Consider the following 19,307-nt stretch of genomic DNA (forward strand, 5'->3'; position numbering starts at 1 on the left):
ATCCCTTCTTTCTACAGTTTAAGAATTCGACCAAATAGGTATTCTTTTTTCTACAAAAGCATTTGTACCTTCAGTTCTATCCTTTGTTCCAAATAAAACACCAATTGTTTGTTTTTCTAATTCTATCGCTGTTTGTAAATCAGTATTTAACTGCGTATTAGCTAATCTTTTTGCATATTTAAGAGCAACAGCTGATTTATTTGTTAACCTGCTTGCTAACTCATGCCCAGCCTCCATTGCACTCTCTACTGAAACAACTTTATTCACTAACCCAATTGCCTCTGCTTCACCAGCAGTAATCGAATCACCTGTCAGTAGCATTTCTTTAAATTTCACAAATGGGATTAACTTTTGTAGACGTGAAGCTCCACCCCAGCCAGGGATTAAGCCAAGCTTGATCTCCGGTATTCCAAACCTTGCATTGTCTGCAGCTATCCGAAAATCACAAGCAAGACTAATTTCACAACCTCCCCCAAAAGCAAAGCCTTTCACAACAGCGATACTGGGTTTATCTAAATTTTCTAGCCTAAGTAAAACTTCATGTCCTTGATGGCTTGTTTCTAAAAATTCAATCGTCGAACCAAATGAAGTGATTTCAACAATGTCCGCACCTGCCGCAAATACATCTTCATTTCCAGTTACGATTAGGACCTTGATATCATTATTGGATTCCACAATATCAATCGCATCATTTAAATCAGAAAGCATTTGTCGATTAACAGCATTTAGTTGTTTCGGGCGATTGAGAGTAATGTAGGCAATCTCTTCTTTTATTTCGAAATGTATCGTTTCAAAATTCAATAGTAATCCCTACTTTCTGAACTTATTAAAATCAACAGGTCTTTTTTCAATAAAGGCATTTTTTCCTTCAAGAGCTTCCTCGGTTTTATAGTACATCGCAACACTACCCAGTCCCATCTGTGCGATCCCATGAATATTTGCCGTGTCAGCATTAAATGAATACTTGATCATTTTTAATGCTGTTGGACTTTTTCTAATGATTTGATTACACCAATCCTCAACTGTTTCTGCTAATTTCTCATGAGGAACGACTTTATTAACAAGACCCATTTGTTGTGCTTCAGCTGCAGAATATTTTTGACATAGATACCATATTTCTCTCGCTTTTTTTTCGCCTACAATTCTTGATAGGTAAGCGGTACCATATCCAGCGTCATAGCTCCCAACTTTCGGACCAACCTGCCCTAAAATCGCTTGTTCTGAAGCAATTGTTAAATCACAAATAACTTGTAAAACATGTCCTCCACCTATTGCATAGCCATTTAAAGCGGCAATTACAGGCTTTGGTATATCACGGATCACACTATGGAGAGTTTCAATTTCTAATCCAACTCCCCCTCCTAACCCTTTAGAATCCTCATACCCTTTCTCATCACGTGAAGTCAGGTCTCCACCCGTACAGAATGCTTTATCTCCAGCACCTGTTAAAACCACAACGCCAACGCTATTATCATCCCATGCATCTCTAAATGCCCATATCAACTCTCTAACTGTTAGTGCACGAAATGCATTATAAACCTCCGGACGATTGATCGTAATTGTTGCAGTTCCATTTGTTTTTTCATATAAGACATCTTTTAAATCCATGTTTATCCCTCCAAATAGTTTTCATAAAATTTTTATTATTACTATTTAATCTAATAATCTACCATTCTAATAACCGACAAATTACGGTCGAAACTCCTTACCGAATATTCCCCTAGCAATGACTAATTTCTGGATTTGAGCTGTTCCATCACCTATTTCAATCCCAATTACATCCCGTAATCTCTGTTCGATTGGCATTTCTTTCGTGTAAGCATAATGTCCATTTAATAACAGACAATCATGAATGATTTCCTGTGCTGCATTTGGTCCTAACCATTTACTCATTGCTGCTTCAGTTGTATGAGGCTTTCCATTATCACGTAACCACAAACCTCTGTAGCTCTGCCAACGAATCAACTCTATTTTTGAGTAATGTTCTGCAATAGGGAAGGAAACGCCTTGATATTTTCCTAATGGTTGTCCAAAGGACTGTCTAGTTTTGACATGCTCTACTGTTTCCTCTAATGTTTGCTTGGCAGTACCCATACACTGCAATCCGAGTAAAAGGCGACTTAAGTCAAATCCATTCATAACTTGATAGAACCCTCTATTTTCTTCACCAATTAAATTTTCTTTTGGTATTTCTACTTCATCGAGATATAATGACCCACGACCTGTAGGCACATTCCCCATATCTTCATATCCCTTTGCTTCAAATCCAGGCAGATCAGCAGTGACTAAAAATGCACTCACACCACGAGCACCAAGTTCTGGATCAGTTTTTGCGAAAATGATAAACGCATCCGCAACAGTTGCCAACGTAATCCCTGATTTTTCCCCAGAAATAATGTATGAATCTCCTTTTCGTTCTGCCCTTGTTTTAAGACCTGCTGCATCAGAGCCTGATCCAGGTTCTGTTACTGCTATCCCAATAATTTTTTCTCCACTAGCAAAAGGTGGCAACCACTCTTTTTTCATTTCTTCTGATGCATGCTTATTGAGGATTTCTCCAATAAGTGCATTCGAAGAGACAGCAGCAGTCATACTAAAATTTCCACGTCCTATTTCTTCGGCAGCTATTCCAGTAGTAATGCAATCTGCATCACTACCCCCATACTCAGTTGGAATTCGAAGCCCAGTAAGACCGAGTTCACCCATTTTCTCCCATAAATGACGTGGAAACTCCCCTTTACGATCCCACTCCATATACGTTGGCAGTAACTCAGATTTAGCGAAATCCCTTAACACTTTACGAAGTTCTTCTTGTTCATCAGTAAATGAAAAATTCAACATGTATATAACCTCCATTCATAAAATTATAAGTTTTCTTCAAGGGTTTCATTAGGAAAAAGGTGGTGACGTAATCGTGATTCCTCCATCAACGACAATCGTTTGACCAACAATAAATTCAGCAGCAGGAGAACAGAGGAAAGCGATTACTCCTGAAATATCCTCTGGCGTTCCCATGCGACGTTTCGGTGTTGCCGCAAGCCACTCCTTTTCCCAAGAAGCCCAGTTATCACCTGCGTATGTTCTTGAAGAGTCAGTATCAATAGCACCCGGGTTTACAGAGTTTACATTTATTCCATCATCAGCGAGTTCACAAGCCCAGTAACGTGTCAGAGTTTCTAAAGAGGATTTGGCTGCACCTAGCATGCCATGGTAAGGAACATACTTAAAGCTATCAAAGCCAGAAACTGTAACAATTTTTCCAGATCGTCCCTTCATTAATGGAGTTGCTTCCTGCACAGCTACAATTGCTCCTCTGACAGTTAAATTAAATGTTCTTTCTATGTTGTGTACTTTTAAATCATTTAGTGGTTTAAAAGCAGCTGCGGCAGCATTAAGAACTAAAGCATCCAAGTGCCCAACACGTTGCTTCACTTCTTGAAACATCGCTCGTATTTCTTCAGGACTTTCTAAATCCGCCGAAACAGCAAACCCATCTACCCCTAACTTTTTTACCTCTTCAACTACTTCTAGAGCAAGTTCTTCATTCTTTTTGTAATTAACAACAATATTAAATCCTTGACTTGCCATTTTTAGTGCAGTAGCACGGCCAATTCCACGTGAACTTCCAGTAATCAGTGCTGTTTTAGTCACCAAAATTCCCCCTATATACTTTTTTATTCGATAGTTTCGTTGCAGATCTTATAAAGCTGAATGTTTCTTTACACATATTTATAATTGCAATTTCTATGCCAACTTTAAAGTTGCGGTCTAAGTCACTAAGCGGAACTAACATTTTCGATATCGCAATAAGATTTCGCATATATGCGATACAATGATGCGATACGAAGAAAATGGCAAAAAAACAATAAAAAACGTCCCCCTTTTAAGAGAGACAAGACAAGGTAAGAGCAGATTAACTTAATTTATAGTTTTAGATATTTACTAGATTTCGCATAGTAGATCTAGATTGATAATAGAATATTCAATCAAGATTCCTTCTTTTTAAAACTGGACTTAGTCAAGATCCAAGGCTTTAAATGAAACTTTATTTTGAACAATATTTTTTATTAGTAAAAACACGATTTCTATTGTGACTAACCCAAAACCGAGAGGAACTAAAAAAATTGCCGGATATAGAGGATACATATTTCCCCCTGCTGAAAATACTAGTGATTCTTCCATCGACATCACAGCATATTGCCACCCATAATAAGTTAGTAATAAAAATAACACCATCTCAAAAAGTAAAAGTGTAATAGCAGTTATTCGTTGAAACTGCTCTCTCATTTTTTCTATATATATATTAATTCTCGGCAAAATACCCGATCCAAATGTAAAAGCAAGTGCTGGAAAAACAGCCATTGGCATAAAATAATTTTTAACAAACTCAAAATTCCCCGATATAGAAGAATTTAAAATATTACGTATAAACACATCTGCCACAATAAAAAACATCATTAAAAAGACAGATATTCCACTTATATATAGACCTATTTTTTTCACCTTATTAAATACCATATATACCCTCGTATAAAATTCAGGCATGAAAACACCACCCCTTATTGTTTTAGTTAAATGAAATCATCCTTCTATTTCATAACGCTCGGAAGCCATGTTGCTATTTCTGGAAATGCAATTAGCAACCCTAACGTAATCACTGCTAATACTAATGCATACATCATTGTATATTTAAAAATTCTTTCAATTGATATGCTTGTAACCCCTGCCACTGCATAAGCACTTAACCCAACTGGTGGAGTGAGCAGTCCGATTGTACAAATTACAGATACAAACACTCCAAACCATAATAAATCGATTCCCATGGTTGCAATAATTGGTAAGATTACTGGGGTAGTCATTACAATTACAGCTGCACCTTCTATAAACATAAATAAAACAAAATATAAAATACTAATTAAAATCAATACAATAATTGGATATTCCATGATCGGGTTAATTAATTCTGTTATTTTCCTTGGTAATAATGATAGAGATACAAACCTGCCGAAAATTTGTGCACCAATCATAATTAGTAGTACCATTGTTGTAATTTTGACTGTTTCACTTAGTGATTTTTCAAAAAAGCTTACGTTTATTTTTTTTAGGATCGCTGCTACAATCAAACTGACAAACGCTCCTACCGCCCCTGCTTCAGTAGGAGTAAAAAAGCCAGAATAAATTCCGCCAAATATAATTGTAACAATAGCGAAGGTTAAGCTAATTGCTATAATAATCCTTGGTATATTAAGGATTTCACGATCATATGTTGCAGCTATCTCTTGACTAGTATGATTGTCCGCCTTTTTCATTGTGCGATAGTTAGCTATTACCATACATAAGATGATAACAAACATCATAATAATCCCTGGAAACACAGCCCCCATAAAAAGTGCTCCAATCGGTGTTTCTGTGACAACTCCGTATAAAATTAATATGACACTTGGTGGGATAATTCCTGAAAGAGATCCTGCTGCAGCAACGGTTGCTCCAGCTACATCTTCTTTGAAACCACGTTTTGTTAGTTGAGGTACGGCTACTTGACCGAGTGCTGCAGAAGATGCAGATGGTGAGCCCGAGACTGCTCCTAAAACGCCACCAATAATGACAGTTAATCCTCCTAAAACACCAGTTTTCCCACGTGAAATTTTAAAAATAAATGAATACATATCCTGTACTATACCCGACTGTACAATAAATTGAGCCATTAATATAAATAAGGGGATTGTAGTTAAAGAATAACTTGCAGCTTTTACAAATGGATCAGCTGTAAGAAACCCCGATACAAAGGTCGGTCCTTCTAATAAAGCAATTCCAATTACTCCTACTCCAAGGAGTACAGAATGAATATAAAGACCCGAAATAAGTAGCATGAAAAATACCAAAAAAACTATCATAAACATTACCTCAATTGTCATTTACTTTCCCCTTTCTATAGATCAACTAGCAAAGCTTCGTTGGTTTCCCGTAGTCGATTAAGATGATCAAAATTGAAGGACCTTGGAATTATTTTTAAGTTTTCAAATATTCCCAAGATCCTTATAAATTAGCCGATAGATTATTCTAGTTCCATAACACCCTCAGGTACTTCTCCACCTAGTTCAACAATCAAATCTCTCCATAGGATAGCCACTTCTAAACCAGGTTCTCCACGATTCTCTAAATCTTCAATCCACTCACGCCAAGTATTAATAATACCCTCTTCTAACACTTGACGAGTTTCAGGGTCTAATTCACTAAACTCTCCTATTTGTCCACCCTTTTCTAGTAAATATTCTTTCGTTTCCTTATCCCGTTCCAACCACAACTCAGCTCCAGTAATAACCTCTTCGTAAGCCACATCTTCCATAATCTGTTGCACATCTTCAGGAAAATTGTCCCATTTCTCTTTCGGCATGGCCCAAATGTAAGAAAAGTGTCCAAGATTTAACCCTTCTAAAGCAAATGTAAATAATTCATGTACCCCATAACCCGTCCAATCTGGAATACTAATAATTGCTCCATCTACAGTTCCTCTACTTAATGCATCATATTGTTCAGTTGCCGGCATTGTAACCGTACTAATTCCTACATGCTTCGCAAATATTTCACTTACCCGTGTAGACGTTCTTAAAGAGAGGTTGAAATCTTCTACTGTACGTATTGGATGATCTACAGTAGAGATTACTGCTTTCTCTGCAATATTTGTTGGTAATGCTTTAATACCATTTGCCTCAAATTCTAATTCAGAAAAGGTTTTTCTATCCTTTAGGATAACGTCACTTTTCATTAAATTAGCATAGGCCTGAGCTGCAATTTTTGCATCCGAATTTGTTAAAGGTAACATAGTTACTTCACTTAACGGAAATCTCTGAGAATCATAAGGTGTATAGATCGGGGCTGCAATATCGATCGTACCATCTTTTAAGGCACGTAATTCTTCGGTAACTGGTACAAGTTCTCCGGATGTAAATACTTCAAACTGTACTTTACCATCAGTCTCCTCTTCAACACGATCCATCCAAGGGACAAAGAAACCTTCCATTGCACCACTTTTCATACTAAGACCTGAAGAAAGTCGTAGGTTAATTGTTTCGTCCCCTTCATTCGTTGCTCCATCTACTTGGTTGCTTCCAGCCTGTCGATCCACACAACCGCTCGTAATGATTAACCCTATGGTCAATATAAGTAGTAACTGTAAGTGTTTTTTCATATTATTTCTCCTCCATCTATAGGGTATAATTATAAAAAAACTTTTCTACTAGGTATTAAGTTGTGAGATGATAACTAAGAAATTGACAATGCTGACAATTTCTTTATGTTAACCCTTATCTCTCAACATGGTTTCTACATCACGTTTTACACTCATGTGGACTTGCTGCTTTTGCTATTCTTTATTTACCTACAAATTCAGCTTTTCTTTTATTTAGAAATGCAGAAACTGCTTCTTTATGATCATGAGTTCTCATCGCAAAGCTTTGGATATAGGTTTCAAATTCTAATGCGGTTGTCATATCCATGCCTTGCTCTTTGTTTAAAGCATATTTTGTTAAAGATATCCCGACTGGGGGACCGGCTATTATTCTATTAGCCCATTCATCAGCTGTTAACATTAAAGTCTGATGTGGGACGACTTTGTTAATCATTCCAATTCTTTCGGCTTCTTCAGAACTGATCACTTCTCCAAATAATAGAAGTTCAGACGCTTTCGCATAACCGACATTCCGTGGTAAAAAGTAGGTCATTCCCATATCTGCGGCTGACAAACCTATTTTTACAAAGCCCATATGAAACTTAGCAAGATCTGAAGCTATAATAATATCTGAAGCAAGTGCTAATGCGACCCCTCCTCCTACAGCTGGTCCATTAACCGCTGTAATAATCGGGATGTCCATATTCCTCATTCTTAAAGGAATTCTCAAGAAATCCCGAATTAAATTTCTTTCTGGAATCATCTCGGCTTCATCTTCACTTAGTGCATTTTTTACGTCTCCACCCGAACAAAATGTTTCTCCTTCACCAGATAATAAAATTACTCTTATCTCACCATCTCTTTCAATTTCATCTAAATACTCATTCATTTCCTTATAAAAGTGTCTATTTAGTGGGTTTTTTTGACTTGGTCGTGCTAACGTAATTTTTGCTATCGAACCTTCCTTTTCAAATTTTGCATTTTTCATATTTTATACATTCCTTTCAAATCGGATTAAAATAGAGCTTAAATCATGTTGTGTGCTTACTATTAATCTAGTTACTTAATTCATTCTTTACATTACTTCGCATTTCGTGTAAGCTCAGCAATTTCATCCCATTGTTCTTCGTTTAAGTCAACGAGGCTATTAAACACTCCTGCCCCTTTTAGCCACTCTCCACCATCAATGGTAATGACTTCTCCATTTAAAAATCCAGCATTATCGGATATTAGAAACGCAGCTAAATTATTAAGTTCCTCCTTATTCCCAACACGCCCTACGGGAATTCTCTTCACCATCCCCTCCGCTAATTCTGGAGTCGGTGCCAAGCGTGACCAAGCACCATCTGTTGGAAAAGAGCCCGGTGCGATCGCCACTTGTCGAATTCCGTACTTAGCCCATTCAACAGCGAGGGAGCGTGTTAAAGCTAAAACACCAGCCTTTGCTGCAGAAGAAGGAACTAAAAATCCGCAGCCTGTTTCAGCATAAACGGTTACCATGTTCAGCATTGTTCCGCCTCTACCCTGTTCAATCCATCGTTTCCCAATCTCAAGGGTAGTATAAAACGAACCATGGAGTACGGTGTTCAATATCGCATCGACGGCACGAGATGAGAGGCGTTCTGTAGGACTAATAAAGTTTGCTGCAGCGTTATTAACTAGCACATCAATATGTCCGTAATGATCCTCAACCCTATTTACCATTTCAGTTATTTGATCTGCATCTCTAATGTCACAAGTTGTATAGAAAACCTCTCCGCCATTAGAGCCCATTTCAAATGCAGTCTTTTGTAGGACTTCTTCACGACGGCCTGTTATAGCTAATTTGGCACCAAGTCCAAGAAACCTTTCTCCCATTGCACGACCAAGGCCAGTTCCACCACCTGTGATAAGTATTACTTTGTCCTTTAATAGGTCAGATTGAAACATAAAACATTCCCCCTTAAATTTTGTAGAAAGCATCTCTATACCTTTATTACTTATGCAAAAGTTGTACCAATCCATAAGAGCACGAAAATAGGTCAGTAAATTCTTAATATTAAGAATATTTCGCGGATAAGAGAATTAAATTTGCAAATTTGTATTACTAAAGCCAAAAGAAACTTTGGCTAATATTACAGTTACTTTATTCAAAACTCATTAGCAATCAGCATTCCATTGCCCGGAACGTAAGTAATGATCCACCTGTTCCTTTGATAACCTGACATCGTTACGAGACAGAAGCCGTTCAACACTTTTTTCTAATCGCATCATTTTTTGTTCCATGTTCAACACCCTTCATCTATATTCATATCCAAATCTCCGCTTTTTCCCATTAGAATAGGCCATGAAATGATAAAAATTCGCAACAATTTAAATATTGCGAATTTTTACCGTGAACTAGTAATACTAATCTTGTACCACAATATGAACTATCTAAAACTTACTAAGACATTTTCAATTCTCTCGCCTGCTTTCTTAACACAAATCGTTGAATCTTTCCTGAGGCTGTCATCGGAAAGCTTTCAACGACTTTAATCGCTTCAGGCCAATGCTTTTTACTCACACCTTTTGTCGAAAGGAATGTTGTAACATCCTCAAGTGATAGCGTTTTCATTGAATCTTTTAAAATAATACATGCCGCTATTCTCTCACCGAGCCTTTCGTCAGGAATTCCAACTACAGCTACTTGACTGACATCGGGATGAGCATAAAGAGCCTCTTCGATTTCACGAGGGTCAATTTTATACCCTCCTCGATTGATAAGATCATCCTTTCGTCCTAAAAATGTACAGTATTCATTTTCGTCCATTCGGACAATGTCTGAAGAATAAAACCAGCCGTCACTATCAAACATCTTGTTGTTGTTATGAGGTTGTCGAAAATATCCTGGGATGAAATTTGCACCTCGTACTACAACCTCTCCTTCACAAGGTCCTTCGAGAGCATTCCCTGATCCATCAATAATTTTTGCTTCAATTCCGTCTGCAACTTTACCAAAGCTTGTACTAGTAATGGTCGTATCATCACCAGGCCGAGTACAATGTGTTAATCCGCCTTCAGAATAACCATAAAGGGCCATGATTTCACAATTATAATTTTGACTATAAATATTTAATATTTCAGATGGACATGGAGCACCCGCATAAACCATATTAGTTAATGAACTAATATCCCTCTCATTTGACCCTACAAATCTAGCTAAATCAATTAACATTGGGGTAACCCCTAGGAAGTAGGAAGGTTTCGTACTTTCGATTAAATCTACCGCTTTATTTACATCCCAGGAAGAAAGTAAAACGATGGAACCTCCCCGATAGAGTGAAGTCAAAAACCCTACTGCTAAACCAGTCAAATGTGCAATTGGAGGAACAACGAGCATTTTCCCATCATTTGGAATGTTTAAGTTTTTATTTAACTCCTTCGTATAGAAAAGATTATTTGCATGTAAATGGAATACTGCCTTCGGTTTACCTGTTGTTCCAGATGTGAATAAAATGAAAAATGGGTCAGTCCCAACAGGACGTACTTCATCCAACTTATTAGAAGCGGCAGGAGTGTCTTTTTGAAGTAAATCGTAAAAGTTAATCGTACCAGCAGAGAGATTTTCAGAAACAACAATCACATGCTCCAGACAAGTATGTTTTTCTTTTACCTTATCAATTAACTCAATATAATTTTTGTTTTTAAATGTATCTGGTATGACAATCGCTTTGGCTTCAGTCAAACCAATTACATAATCGAGATCATGTTCTGTATATGGCATATGACAAAATACAGGCACAATACTAGCTTTCGCAGCCCCCATTAAAGTGAGAATAAACTCATTGCAATTTGGTAATTGAACGGCAATTCGATCCCCAGGTCCTAATCCCAACTCTAGTAAAGCTAAAGCAATTTGGTCAGTTTGTTGCTGTAATTGTGCATAAGTTGTATCTATTCCATTTTCATCTGTTATAGCAACTCTATTTGGGTTGGTTTTTGCATGCTGCTCAAGATAGTCAACAAAGCTTTCTTCACCCCATTGCTTCGTCTTCACATAATGATTTACCTGTTCTTTCGTAAGCCTAACATCGTCACGTGAAAGAAGACGCTCAACACTTTTTTCCAATTTTCCCACTATGCACAACTCCTTTTATAATTTAATCCAATCAATCCTAAATATATGCAATTATCATACCAATTGAGATTAGCTTTATGACTGAATTAATGCTTTTTATTTTTTCACAATATTGCGAATATTTTTCGCGATATTGTGATACAATGATAAGAAAGAATCATCTCTAATTCTCTTATATTTACCTAGTAATTAATTATCCATTTCCGTAATAATCAAACCGACAACTTGTCCTGTAGTGACTACCTTTCCATCTTGATTAATGCAGCGTATCATCATTGTTACCCACGACCTCTCAATATCAATATCAATGATTTCTACGATGGCTGTAATTGTATCCCCAACATAAACGGGATGGTTATAAATCATATCCTTTTGTAACATCAACCCTGCAGTACCTAAGAGTTTATTTGACATGACTTCCATGATTAATCCTTCACTTAATAATGCTGGAGTAACTGGTCCTTCCAAGTCATTAGTCTTAAAGTTATGATCGTTATCGTTATAATAAACGGCATTATTATCACCTGTTAGCCTAATACAAAGCTTTACATCATCCTCAGTAAATGTCCGTTCGATACTACAACTTTGTCCGATTGACAGCTCTGAAATCTCTTTAGTCACAAATTTCATTATCGCACATCCTTTCAATGTACATTTTTATAACTTGTTCACTGAAAAAAGCTAGCCCGTTAAACGTTATCAAGACTATTATGATGATTGATTTGACAAAATGGCTGTTGCCTGACTTGACAGCGTACCACCGTTCCCATGAACTAGAGCAATATCACATTTTTCTAATTGCCTTTCACCTGCATCACGCCGCAGTTGTCGTACCGCTTCGATAATCAAAAAGATTCCAAACATACCTGGATGGCAATAGGAGAGTCCTCCACCGTTTGTGTTAACTGCAAGTTGTCCACCAGGCGCTATTCGACCGTTTGAGACAAAAGCTCCACCTTCTCCTTTTGGACAGAATCCTAAATCTTCGAGGAAAAGAATCACATTAATCGTAAACGCATCGTAAAGCATTAATAAATCAACATCTGCTTGTGTAACCCCTGCCATTTTAAATGCATCTTCTCCTGATGGTTTTGCAGCTGTTTCAGTCAAATTAGGCATTGAACTAATCGAACGGTGAAAATGTGACTCTCCAGCTCCTAAAAGATAGACCGGTTTTTGTTTCAATGATTTCGCACGTTCAGCTGATGTTAAGACAACAGCACCTCCTCCATCCGTAACAAGACAACAGTCCATTTTATGGAGGGGAGAACTAATCATTGGTGAATTAAGGACATCTTGGATCGTAATTGGTTCAGTCTTTGTCGCTTTTGGAGTTAGTGCTGCCCATTTCCTTGAGGCTACTGCTACTTCCGCTAATTGTTCGTTTGTTGTCCCATACTCTGCCATATGTCTTTGTGCCGCTAACGCATAAGAACTTAGCGGATAAAGTACTCCCATTAGGTCTTCATATGGATTTTTTTCGGACATACTTGTAACTTTACCAAAATCACTACGCTGTGAGCTTCCGTAGCAAATTAAAGCAACGTTACATAAACCTGATGAGATTGCTGCTGCTGCATGCATTAAAAAAGAAACAAAAGAACTACCACCTACAGTAGTAGAATCCGTATAGCGTGGGGTGATCCCTAAATATTCACCTAAGGAGAGCGTGGGCATATAATAATATGAAGAGGCCGAGAACAATCCATCCACTTCAGACTTATCAATTCCAGCTTCGTCCAAGGCCCGTTTTGCCGACTTTGCCATCATGTCAAGTGGAGATAGGTCTGGCATGTACCAGCTATCGGTTTCTGACACCCCTACTATTGCAACTTTTCCTTTAATACTCATTAGACAACCCCCTCTCTATTAATTTTAAACCTTGGTAAAGTGACATCATCTGTAACTTTGTCATACACTATTGATACTCCTTGCTCGATTTGCAGTGCTTCTGGATCATCCCATCCGATAATAATTCCCATCACACGAATCCCTTCAGCTAATTCAATTAATCCTACTACATAGGGAGTTTCAGATTTAAATATTGGATCACCCGTTCTATAGACTACCGTATATGAATAGATCTGTCCGTTACCTTTTGCCTGATGCCAAGAAAGGTTTTCGGACATACACTTTGGGCAAACAACCCTTGGATAAAAAATTGAGAAGCCACAATCTTTGCACTTTTGAAACATAAACTTTTCTTCCTTTAAATTGTCCCAATACTTTTTAGACACATTTCCTTTCACCTGTTGTAGTAGTAACTGGTTATCACTGTTCATAATACTCTCCTCCACCTATACTAATGCTCTTAAATAAACAAAAAGAAAAGGTCATGATAAATAATTAATTAAATTATTTTATTCCCTCCCTATTAATAGTTCTATTGCAAGCATCATGCCGATACTAATGTCTTAATTTAAAAAGTTAGAGATTAAATATTTCTCATAACCGCAAAAGAGTATCGCAAACACGCGATACTCTTTTGCAAATAAAACAAAGTATGTTTTATCCATGCCGATTTCAATTACTAATCGCCACTTATTAAATTTCCTTCATATTATATTTCTCTAGTTTTCTATACAAACTAGCAATATGAATTTTTAAGAGTTGTGCTGCAGCCATCCTGTCACCATTGGATTTCTTTAAAGCACGGCTAATTGCCTTAATCTCAGCATTAGCTACTTCTTCTTTTAATGGTAAATAGTTTTCTATAGTAGTCGGTTCCTTTATTTGGTTAGAGTCTGACTGAGCACCCATATTTTTCATGAGAAGGGTATCACCTTCGACAATATTCATTCCTCGTTCTATTTTCGCCTGTAATTCCCGCACATTCCCAGGCCAATGATAATTCAACAACCAATGTTTGAGTGTCGGTTCTATGTGCTTAACACTTAAACCAAGTTGGTTATTAAATTTTTCAATAAAATAGTACGCTAATGGTATAATATCATCATTTCTGTATCTTAACGCTGGGATTTTCAATTCGAAAACTTGCAGCCGATAATATAAATCTTCTCTAAATTTCCCTTCATCAATAAGCTTCTTTAGACTTTTATTAGTTGCTGCAATAATTCGAACATTAATATCTTTTCTATCTATTCCACCAATTCTCTCAATCTCTCTTTCCTGCAGCACACGTAAAAGTTTCCCCTGTAGTAATAAAGGCAGTTCTGAAATCTCATCTAAAAATAAAGTTCCATTGTGTGCTAGCTCTACTTTACCAGCTTTCCCATCCCGTTTAGCTCCACTAAACGCCCCACCTTCATACCCAAAAAGCTCAGATTCAAACAATTGTTCAGGAATTGCTGTACAGTTAACTGCAACAAAGGGTCCTTCTCGTCGTGGGCTTAGATCATGAATTGCTTGAGCGAATAGCTCTTTTCCTGTTCCACTCTCACCTGAAATCATAATTGTCGACTGACCCTTTGCGACCTTAGAAGCAAGTTCTACAACCTCATTCATCGCGGGGCTTGATCCTATAATATTTTCAAAGCTATACCTATGGGAATAAGCATTTTTATTTCTTCTTTTTTCCTTAGATTTATTTTGAGAATTCATTGATTTCCAAAATTCTAAAACATCATTCTCTCGAATGTCTCTAGCACGCAGTACGACATGGCAGGTATATCCATTCGATTTTTCTTCTTCAGAACAAGAGGAGATATGGATAAGGCACGGTTCATCCTTAATAACACCAAAAACAGTCTGGTTCTTTTGGGCCATTTCAAACAACTGTTTTTCAGATACTTGGCTCTTTAAAACATGATTCACTGTCAATCCAACGAAATCACTTTCATCCAATTTGAAATTTTCCGATAATTTAGAGCAGAAGTATTTCACTTTACCCTTTAAATCAACGTAAAAGAAACCTATTTTGTTTATTTTATTACTAACATACATCGTTTCCATCATATATCACCTACCCATCTATATTAGTAATAATTAAACCTACAACTTGTCCTGTTATAACTAACTCGCCATCTTGATTCATGCATCGTGTCATCATTGTCACCCAAGATCTCTTTACATCAATATCAATGATTTCTACTTTGGCAGTAATTGTATCCCCGATATAAACCGGATGGTTAAAAACCATATCTTTTTGTAACATCAGCCCTGTGGTACCAAGGAGTTTTTTTGACATGACTTCCATAATTAAACCTTCAGTTAATAACCCAGGAACAATTGGTCCCTTTAAATCTTTAGTGCGTAAATCACATGAATATACGGCATTATCATCTCCTGTTAATTCAATAAAAAGCTTGACATCCTTTTCTGTAAAAACGCGTGCAATACTACTGCTTTGGCCAATCGAAAAATCCTTTATGTTCTTTTTCACCTTATTCATCTTTCCTTCACCCTTTCAATCTTATTAAGTTATTTCCACTTGTAAAAGTATTTTTTGAAAAATAATGAATATTCTGTGTTTTTCGGGCGTATTTTTTTCTTCTCTCTTAATGACTGAACAAACCTCTTAGAGGACCTTTTTAAGTATATATTTTATCATATCATAGCTTTAACTTTGCATAAATATAGTATTTGATGTCTAACAATAATCTAATACAAACGGTGGAACTTCCTAAAACCTAAAAAAGGCCAACCAGTAAAAATAAAACTGGCTAACCTTTTCGTTTTTTTGTTTATTTGTTATCCGATTTGTAACCCTATCTTGCCAAACTGTGCCCCATCATTCATACGATTAAACGCATGGATAGCATCTGAAAGTGGATACACTTTATCAATTACAGGCTTAATTTGATATTCTTCTATAAATTCAAGCATTTCTCTAAATTCTTCGTGATTTCCCATTGTTGTACCCATTATATTAAACTGGCCAAAGTAGAGTGTCTTCAAATTAATTGATACCTCCTCACCTGATGTAGCACCATAACATACAAGGGTACCTCCTACACGCAAAGCGTCCATAGATTTTTGCCATGTAGCTGGTCCTACACTTTCAATAACCAAATCTACTTTTTCACCTAGTAAGCCTTCATTCCAATCACTCCCACTGTCGAGAGCTACATCTGCTCCTAACTCTATTGCTTGCCTTCTTTTCATTTCACTTCTCGAGGTTACAATGACACGAGCATCAATAGCCTTGGCCATTAATAACACAAATGTAGCTACACCACTTCCAATACCTGGTATTAACACACTTTGGCCTGGTTGCAAATTTCCCCTCGTAAATAACGCCCGATAAGCTGTTAATGCTGCTAGTGGTAAGACGCCCGCCTCATCCCACGACAAATGCTTTGGTTTACGTTCAACGTTTTCAGCAGGAATAATAATAAACTCTGCAAATGTGCCATGTGTTGGCACACCAAGTATTTCGAAATCACTCGGGGGAGCATCATGATTATCATGCCATCGAAGGCTTGGATTTATAATGACCTCGTCACCGATTTGAATATTGTCTACTTCATCTCCAATTGCTTCAACCACACCAGCTCCATCGGATCCTAATACTACAGGAGGAGCATCCTCTACTCTGCGAGAAAGATTCCAAATATCACGATGGTTCAAGCCAGCATTCTTAAGTCGTACTTTCACTTCACCGTTATTAGGTTCTCTTATTTCCATATCAGTATAAAATGTGTTTTCTAGTCCTGCTTTACCTTTGTGTACAAATGCCTTCATATAATCGCCTCCATCTAATTAAAATAATTTTGATACTTATATAAATTATTTTTTGCAAATTTCATGCCAAATGACCAGTCACTTACAAACCTAATACATCAGTATTAAAGCTATTAATTAAAAAGCAGCACGTTCCCGGGCTGCTTTCCACAAAACCTATCCTCTTATCTCAATCTTATAATCTTCCAACCACGTATTCATTTGTGATAAATGAGCAATCAGTTGAGGACCGCTCATTAGTTGACCGAACCAAGGCACTTTAAATGCTTCCCCGTCTGTATTCACAATGTCACGAACTTTCTGTTCATCAATGAGCTGAAGGATCGGAGCATTTCGGTTGTCGATAATCTCTAATAACCATTTTTTTACAGCATTCGTGTAATGCGGATTATGCGTTTTTGGATAAGGGCTTTTTTTACGATAAAGCACATCATGTGGGAGGACGCCTTCTAATGCCTTACGTAAGATCCCTTTCTCTCTTCCATCCAGGTTTTTCATTTCCCATGGAATATTCCAAACGTATTCTACAAGCCGATGATCAGCAAACGGAACCCTTGCCTCAAAGCTTGCTCCCATGCTCATCCGGTCTTTACGGTCCAGTAATGTTGTCATAAACCAAACCATGTTAAAGTAGAACAGTTCTCTTCTTTTTGCAGATTCCTTACTTTCACCAGGCAAGAGCGGCACTTCTTTTAACGTTTCGTTATAGCGATCGTGCAAATAGCTTTCGAGATTAAGTTTTTTACGCCATTCTGGATGAAGGAGCTGCTCACGCTCTTTTGTTGATCTCATCCATGGGAATCCGCCACGAGTTAAATCTTCTTCTCTGCGGAACCACGGATAGCCACCAAAGATTTCATCTGCACATTCGCCTGAAAGTCCGACCGTCACATCTTTTTTTACTTGCTTACAAAACCATAATAATGAAGAATCAATGTCAGCCATCCCCGGCATATCACGGACATGTACTGCTTCTTTTAGAGCTTCAACTAACTGGTCTGTCTGAATGACATGGGTATGATGGATTGTTCCCAATGCATCAGAAACAATTTTAATCCACGGTCCATCTGCATTTGGTTGAAATTCATTTGCTTTAAAATATTTTTCATTATCAACATAGTCAATAGAGTACGTATGAAGAGGACCTCTTCCTTCTCTTTTAAAATAGTGACTAGCAAAAGCGGTCAATGCGCTTGAATCAACACCACCTGATAAAAATGTTGCCACTGGTACGTCGGCAACTAACTGGCGCTCAACAGCATTTTGTAAAATGTCATGGATATTTCTTGCTGTTTCTTCCACATTGTCATAATGTTCTTTACTTTGTACATTCCAATAACGAGTTATTTTCACACCATTATTCGTAAAATGCATCGCGTGACCGGGCCTTAATTCATGGATCCCACAAAACACGCCATGCCCTGGTGTCCTTGATGGCCCTAAACCAAACACCTCCGCTAACCCTTCGGCATCCACTTCCGCTTTAACCATTGGGTGAGCAAGTAGTGCTTTTATTTCTGAACCGAAAATAAGTCCACCAGCCTTCTCCGTATAGAACAGTGGTTTTACACCGAGACGATCACGTGCGATAAACAGGTGATGATCTTTCGTATTCCATATTGCAAACGCAAAGATACCATTTAACCTCTCTAAACAATCCGGACCCCATTCAATAAATGCCGTCAGCAATACCTCCGTGTCTGAATGTGAGCTGAATTTGTGTCCGCGCTGCAGTAACTCTTTTCTTAGATCCTCTGTGTTATACAGCTCTCCGTTATAAGCAATTGTAAAAGAACGATCGCCAACTGTTTTTGTCATGGGCTGAACGCCGCCTTCTGGATCGACAACAATTAGACGTGTATGACCAAAAGCTGCCTGTTTACAACTCCAAACATTTAAATCATCTGGCCCTCTTCTTGATAAAGTACGTGCCATTTTTTCTAACGTTCCCTCTTCCACCCGTAAATCACGTTGCCAATCCACCCATCCAGTAATCCCACACATCCACATCAACCCCTTGAGTTTTGGTATTTGGTATACAATATTCGTTTTCTGTTTGATGTGTGATTGATTTTGTGTGCCTCTTAATTTTTTTACTGGATGATTATCTGACAATAGCAGTAGAATAATTTCCCTGTATTTGAAAATAATAATAAAAACGGTATGAAGGAGGAGAACGAATGGATATCATGCGTGCGCAGCAAATCATTGAATCACCTGAGGAAATTATCGTTCGCTATAATGGGACACCTGTTTGGATTCAAAATGTCGATGATAAAAGTGAAACAGCTAGAGTTTACACAAGAGAAAAGCCTGACGATGAAATGACCGTGCCTATTCATGAACTCGTTGAGCAATAATCTGAGCAATAAAAAGATGACACCTTAAAATTTAAAG

At 37.5% G+C, this 19,307-nt stretch carries 19 protein-coding genes; 1 reads left to right on the forward strand and 18 read right to left on the reverse strand.

Going from position 1 to position 19,307, the window contains the following annotated elements; genetic code table 11:
• Nucleotides 1-18: 18 nt before the first annotated feature.
• The 18 genes from ACJ2A9_RS11490 to asnB form a co-directional block, all read right to left on the reverse strand.
• A complete protein-coding gene (locus tag ACJ2A9_RS11490; RefSeq protein WP_441421789.1) occupies nt 19-801 on the reverse strand; it encodes an enoyl-CoA hydratase/isomerase family protein in 783 nt (260 codons plus the stop codon).
• A 9-nt stretch (nt 802-810) separates the two neighbouring features.
• On the reverse strand, nt 811-1,608 hold the full coding sequence (menB, locus tag ACJ2A9_RS11495) for a 1,4-dihydroxy-2-naphthoyl-CoA synthase (protein WP_441421790.1): 798 nt from the start codon (nt 1,606-1,608) through the stop codon (nt 811-813).
• A gap of 81 nt (nt 1,609-1,689) precedes the next feature.
• Nucleotides 1,690-2,841 carry an acyl-CoA dehydrogenase family protein gene (locus ACJ2A9_RS11500; protein ID WP_441421791.1) on the reverse strand — a complete coding sequence of 384 codons (1,152 nt, stop codon included), beginning with the start codon at nt 2,839-2,841 and terminating at the stop codon, nt 1,690-1,692.
• 48 nt (nt 2,842-2,889) lie between these two features.
• Entirely contained in the window at nt 2,890-3,651 is a 762-nt protein-coding gene (locus ACJ2A9_RS11505) for an SDR family oxidoreductase (protein ID WP_441421792.1), read from the reverse strand.
• Nucleotides 3,652-4,014: 363 nt separating this feature from the next.
• A complete protein-coding gene (locus ACJ2A9_RS11510) occupies nt 4,015-4,518 on the reverse strand; it encodes a TRAP transporter small permease subunit (RefSeq protein ID WP_441421793.1) in 504 nt (167 codons plus the stop codon).
• Nucleotides 4,519-4,589: 71 nt separating this feature from the next.
• Entirely contained in the window at nt 4,590-5,915 is a 1,326-nt protein-coding gene (locus ACJ2A9_RS11515; protein WP_441421794.1) for a TRAP transporter large permease, read from the reverse strand.
• A 140-nt stretch (nt 5,916-6,055) separates the two neighbouring features.
• Entirely contained in the window at nt 6,056-7,189 is a 1,134-nt protein-coding gene (dctP, locus tag ACJ2A9_RS11520) for a TRAP transporter substrate-binding protein DctP (RefSeq protein ID WP_441421795.1), read from the reverse strand.
• A gap of 181 nt (nt 7,190-7,370) precedes the next feature.
• Entirely contained in the window at nt 7,371-8,156 is a 786-nt protein-coding gene (locus ACJ2A9_RS11525) for an enoyl-CoA hydratase/isomerase family protein (RefSeq protein ID WP_441421796.1), read from the reverse strand.
• Between the two features lie 92 nt (nt 8,157-8,248).
• Nucleotides 8,249-9,097 carry an SDR family oxidoreductase gene (locus ACJ2A9_RS11530; protein ID WP_441421797.1) on the reverse strand — a complete coding sequence of 283 codons (849 nt, stop codon included), beginning with the start codon at nt 9,095-9,097 and terminating at the stop codon, nt 8,249-8,251.
• A gap of 210 nt (nt 9,098-9,307) precedes the next feature.
• Nucleotides 9,308-9,433, reverse strand: a complete 126-nt coding sequence (locus ACJ2A9_RS11535; protein ID WP_441421798.1) for a hypothetical protein — start codon at nt 9,431-9,433, stop codon at nt 9,308-9,310.
• Between the two features lie 160 nt (nt 9,434-9,593).
• Nucleotides 9,594-11,267, reverse strand: coding sequence for a class I adenylate-forming enzyme family protein (locus ACJ2A9_RS11540; RefSeq protein WP_441421799.1), 1,674 nt, complete (start codon nt 11,265-11,267; stop codon nt 9,594-9,596).
• 189 nt (nt 11,268-11,456) lie between these two features.
• The gene (locus ACJ2A9_RS11545; RefSeq protein WP_441421800.1) at nt 11,457-11,897 is read right to left on the reverse strand and encodes a hypothetical protein; all 441 of its coding nucleotides are present in this window, start codon (nt 11,895-11,897) and stop codon (nt 11,457-11,459) included.
• Between the two features lie 78 nt (nt 11,898-11,975).
• Nucleotides 11,976-13,118 (reverse strand): acetyl-CoA acetyltransferase, encoded by a 1,143-nt coding sequence (locus tag ACJ2A9_RS11550; protein ID WP_441421801.1) that lies wholly within the window; start codon nt 13,116-13,118, stop codon nt 11,976-11,978.
• Entirely contained in the window at nt 13,118-13,549 is a 432-nt protein-coding gene (locus tag ACJ2A9_RS11555; protein WP_441421802.1) for a Zn-ribbon domain-containing OB-fold protein, read from the reverse strand. Before ACJ2A9_RS11555 ends, ACJ2A9_RS11550 begins: the two co-directional genes overlap by 1 nt.
• Nucleotides 13,550-13,811: 262 nt before the next feature.
• Complete coding sequence (locus ACJ2A9_RS11560; protein ID WP_441421803.1) at nt 13,812-15,170, reverse strand: sigma-54 interaction domain-containing protein; 1,359 nt, start codon at nt 15,168-15,170, stop codon at nt 13,812-13,814.
• A 19-nt stretch (nt 15,171-15,189) separates the two neighbouring features.
• Nucleotides 15,190-15,618, reverse strand: a complete 429-nt coding sequence (locus ACJ2A9_RS11565) for a MaoC/PaaZ C-terminal domain-containing protein (RefSeq protein WP_441421804.1) — start codon at nt 15,616-15,618, stop codon at nt 15,190-15,192.
• 299 nt (nt 15,619-15,917) lie between these two features.
• Nucleotides 15,918-16,910, reverse strand: a complete 993-nt coding sequence (locus tag ACJ2A9_RS11570; RefSeq protein ID WP_441421805.1) for a zinc-binding dehydrogenase — start codon at nt 16,908-16,910, stop codon at nt 15,918-15,920.
• A 156-nt stretch (nt 16,911-17,066) separates the two neighbouring features.
• Nucleotides 17,067-18,914 carry an asparagine synthase (glutamine-hydrolyzing) gene (asnB, locus tag ACJ2A9_RS11575; protein WP_441421806.1) on the reverse strand — a complete coding sequence of 616 codons (1,848 nt, stop codon included), beginning with the start codon at nt 18,912-18,914 and terminating at the stop codon, nt 17,067-17,069.
• Between the two features lie 176 nt (nt 18,915-19,090).
• Between asnB and ACJ2A9_RS11580 the strand changes: the two genes are divergently transcribed.
• Nucleotides 19,091-19,270, forward strand: coding sequence for an H-type small acid-soluble spore protein (locus ACJ2A9_RS11580; protein ID WP_441421807.1), 180 nt, complete (start codon nt 19,091-19,093; stop codon nt 19,268-19,270).
• The last annotated feature ends 37 nt before the right edge of the window (nt 19,271-19,307 follow it).

It is taken from the genome of Anaerobacillus sp. MEB173 (assembly GCF_052119505.1).
Lineage (GTDB): Bacteria > Bacillota > Bacilli > Bacillales > JBJMAU01 > JBJMAU01.

What these genes read in the sequence shown, in the direction of transcription:
- ACJ2A9_RS11535 (WP_441421798.1), bottom strand. Translation starts at nt 9,433, where the DNA reads ATGGAACAAAAAATGATGCGATTAGAAAAAAGTGTTGAACGGCTTCTG.
- dctP (WP_441421795.1), bottom strand. Translation starts at nt 7,189, where the DNA reads ATGAAAAAACACTTACAGTTACTACTTATATTGACCATAGGGTTAATC.
- ACJ2A9_RS11560 (WP_441421803.1), bottom strand. Translation starts at nt 15,170, where the DNA reads ATGTATGTTAGTAATAAAATAAACAAAATAGGTTTCTTTTACGTTGAT.
- asnB (WP_441421806.1), bottom strand. Translation starts at nt 18,914, where the DNA reads ATGTGTGGGATTACTGGATGGGTGGATTGGCAACGTGATTTACGGGTG.
- ACJ2A9_RS11530 (WP_441421797.1), bottom strand. Translation starts at nt 9,097, where the DNA reads ATGTTTCAATCTGACCTATTAAAGGACAAAGTAATACTTATCACAGGT.
- ACJ2A9_RS11550 (WP_441421801.1), bottom strand. Translation starts at nt 13,118, where the DNA reads ATGAGTATTAAAGGAAAAGTTGCAATAGTAGGGGTGTCAGAAACCGAT.
- ACJ2A9_RS11500 (WP_441421791.1), bottom strand. Translation starts at nt 2,841, where the DNA reads ATGTTGAATTTTTCATTTACTGATGAACAAGAAGAACTTCGTAAAGTG.
- ACJ2A9_RS11580 (WP_441421807.1), top strand. Translation starts at nt 19,091, where the DNA reads ATGGATATCATGCGTGCGCAGCAAATCATTGAATCACCTGAGGAAATT.
- ACJ2A9_RS11515 (WP_441421794.1), bottom strand. Translation starts at nt 5,915, where the DNA reads ATGACAATTGAGGTAATGTTTATGATAGTTTTTTTGGTATTTTTCATG.
- ACJ2A9_RS11525 (WP_441421796.1), bottom strand. Translation starts at nt 8,156, where the DNA reads ATGAAAAATGCAAAATTTGAAAAGGAAGGTTCGATAGCAAAAATTACG.
- ACJ2A9_RS11555 (WP_441421802.1), bottom strand. Translation starts at nt 13,549, where the DNA reads ATGAACAGTGATAACCAGTTACTACTACAACAGGTGAAAGGAAATGTG.
- ACJ2A9_RS11570 (WP_441421805.1), bottom strand. Translation starts at nt 16,910, where the DNA reads ATGAAGGCATTTGTACACAAAGGTAAAGCAGGACTAGAAAACACATTT.
- ACJ2A9_RS11565 (WP_441421804.1), bottom strand. Translation starts at nt 15,618, where the DNA reads ATGAATAAGGTGAAAAAGAACATAAAGGATTTTTCGATTGGCCAAAGC.
- ACJ2A9_RS11545 (WP_441421800.1), bottom strand. Translation starts at nt 11,897, where the DNA reads ATGAAATTTGTGACTAAAGAGATTTCAGAGCTGTCAATCGGACAAAGT.
- menB (WP_441421790.1), bottom strand. Translation starts at nt 1,608, where the DNA reads ATGGATTTAAAAGATGTCTTATATGAAAAAACAAATGGAACTGCAACA.
- ACJ2A9_RS11510 (WP_441421793.1), bottom strand. Translation starts at nt 4,518, where the DNA reads ATGGTATTTAATAAGGTGAAAAAAATAGGTCTATATATAAGTGGAATA.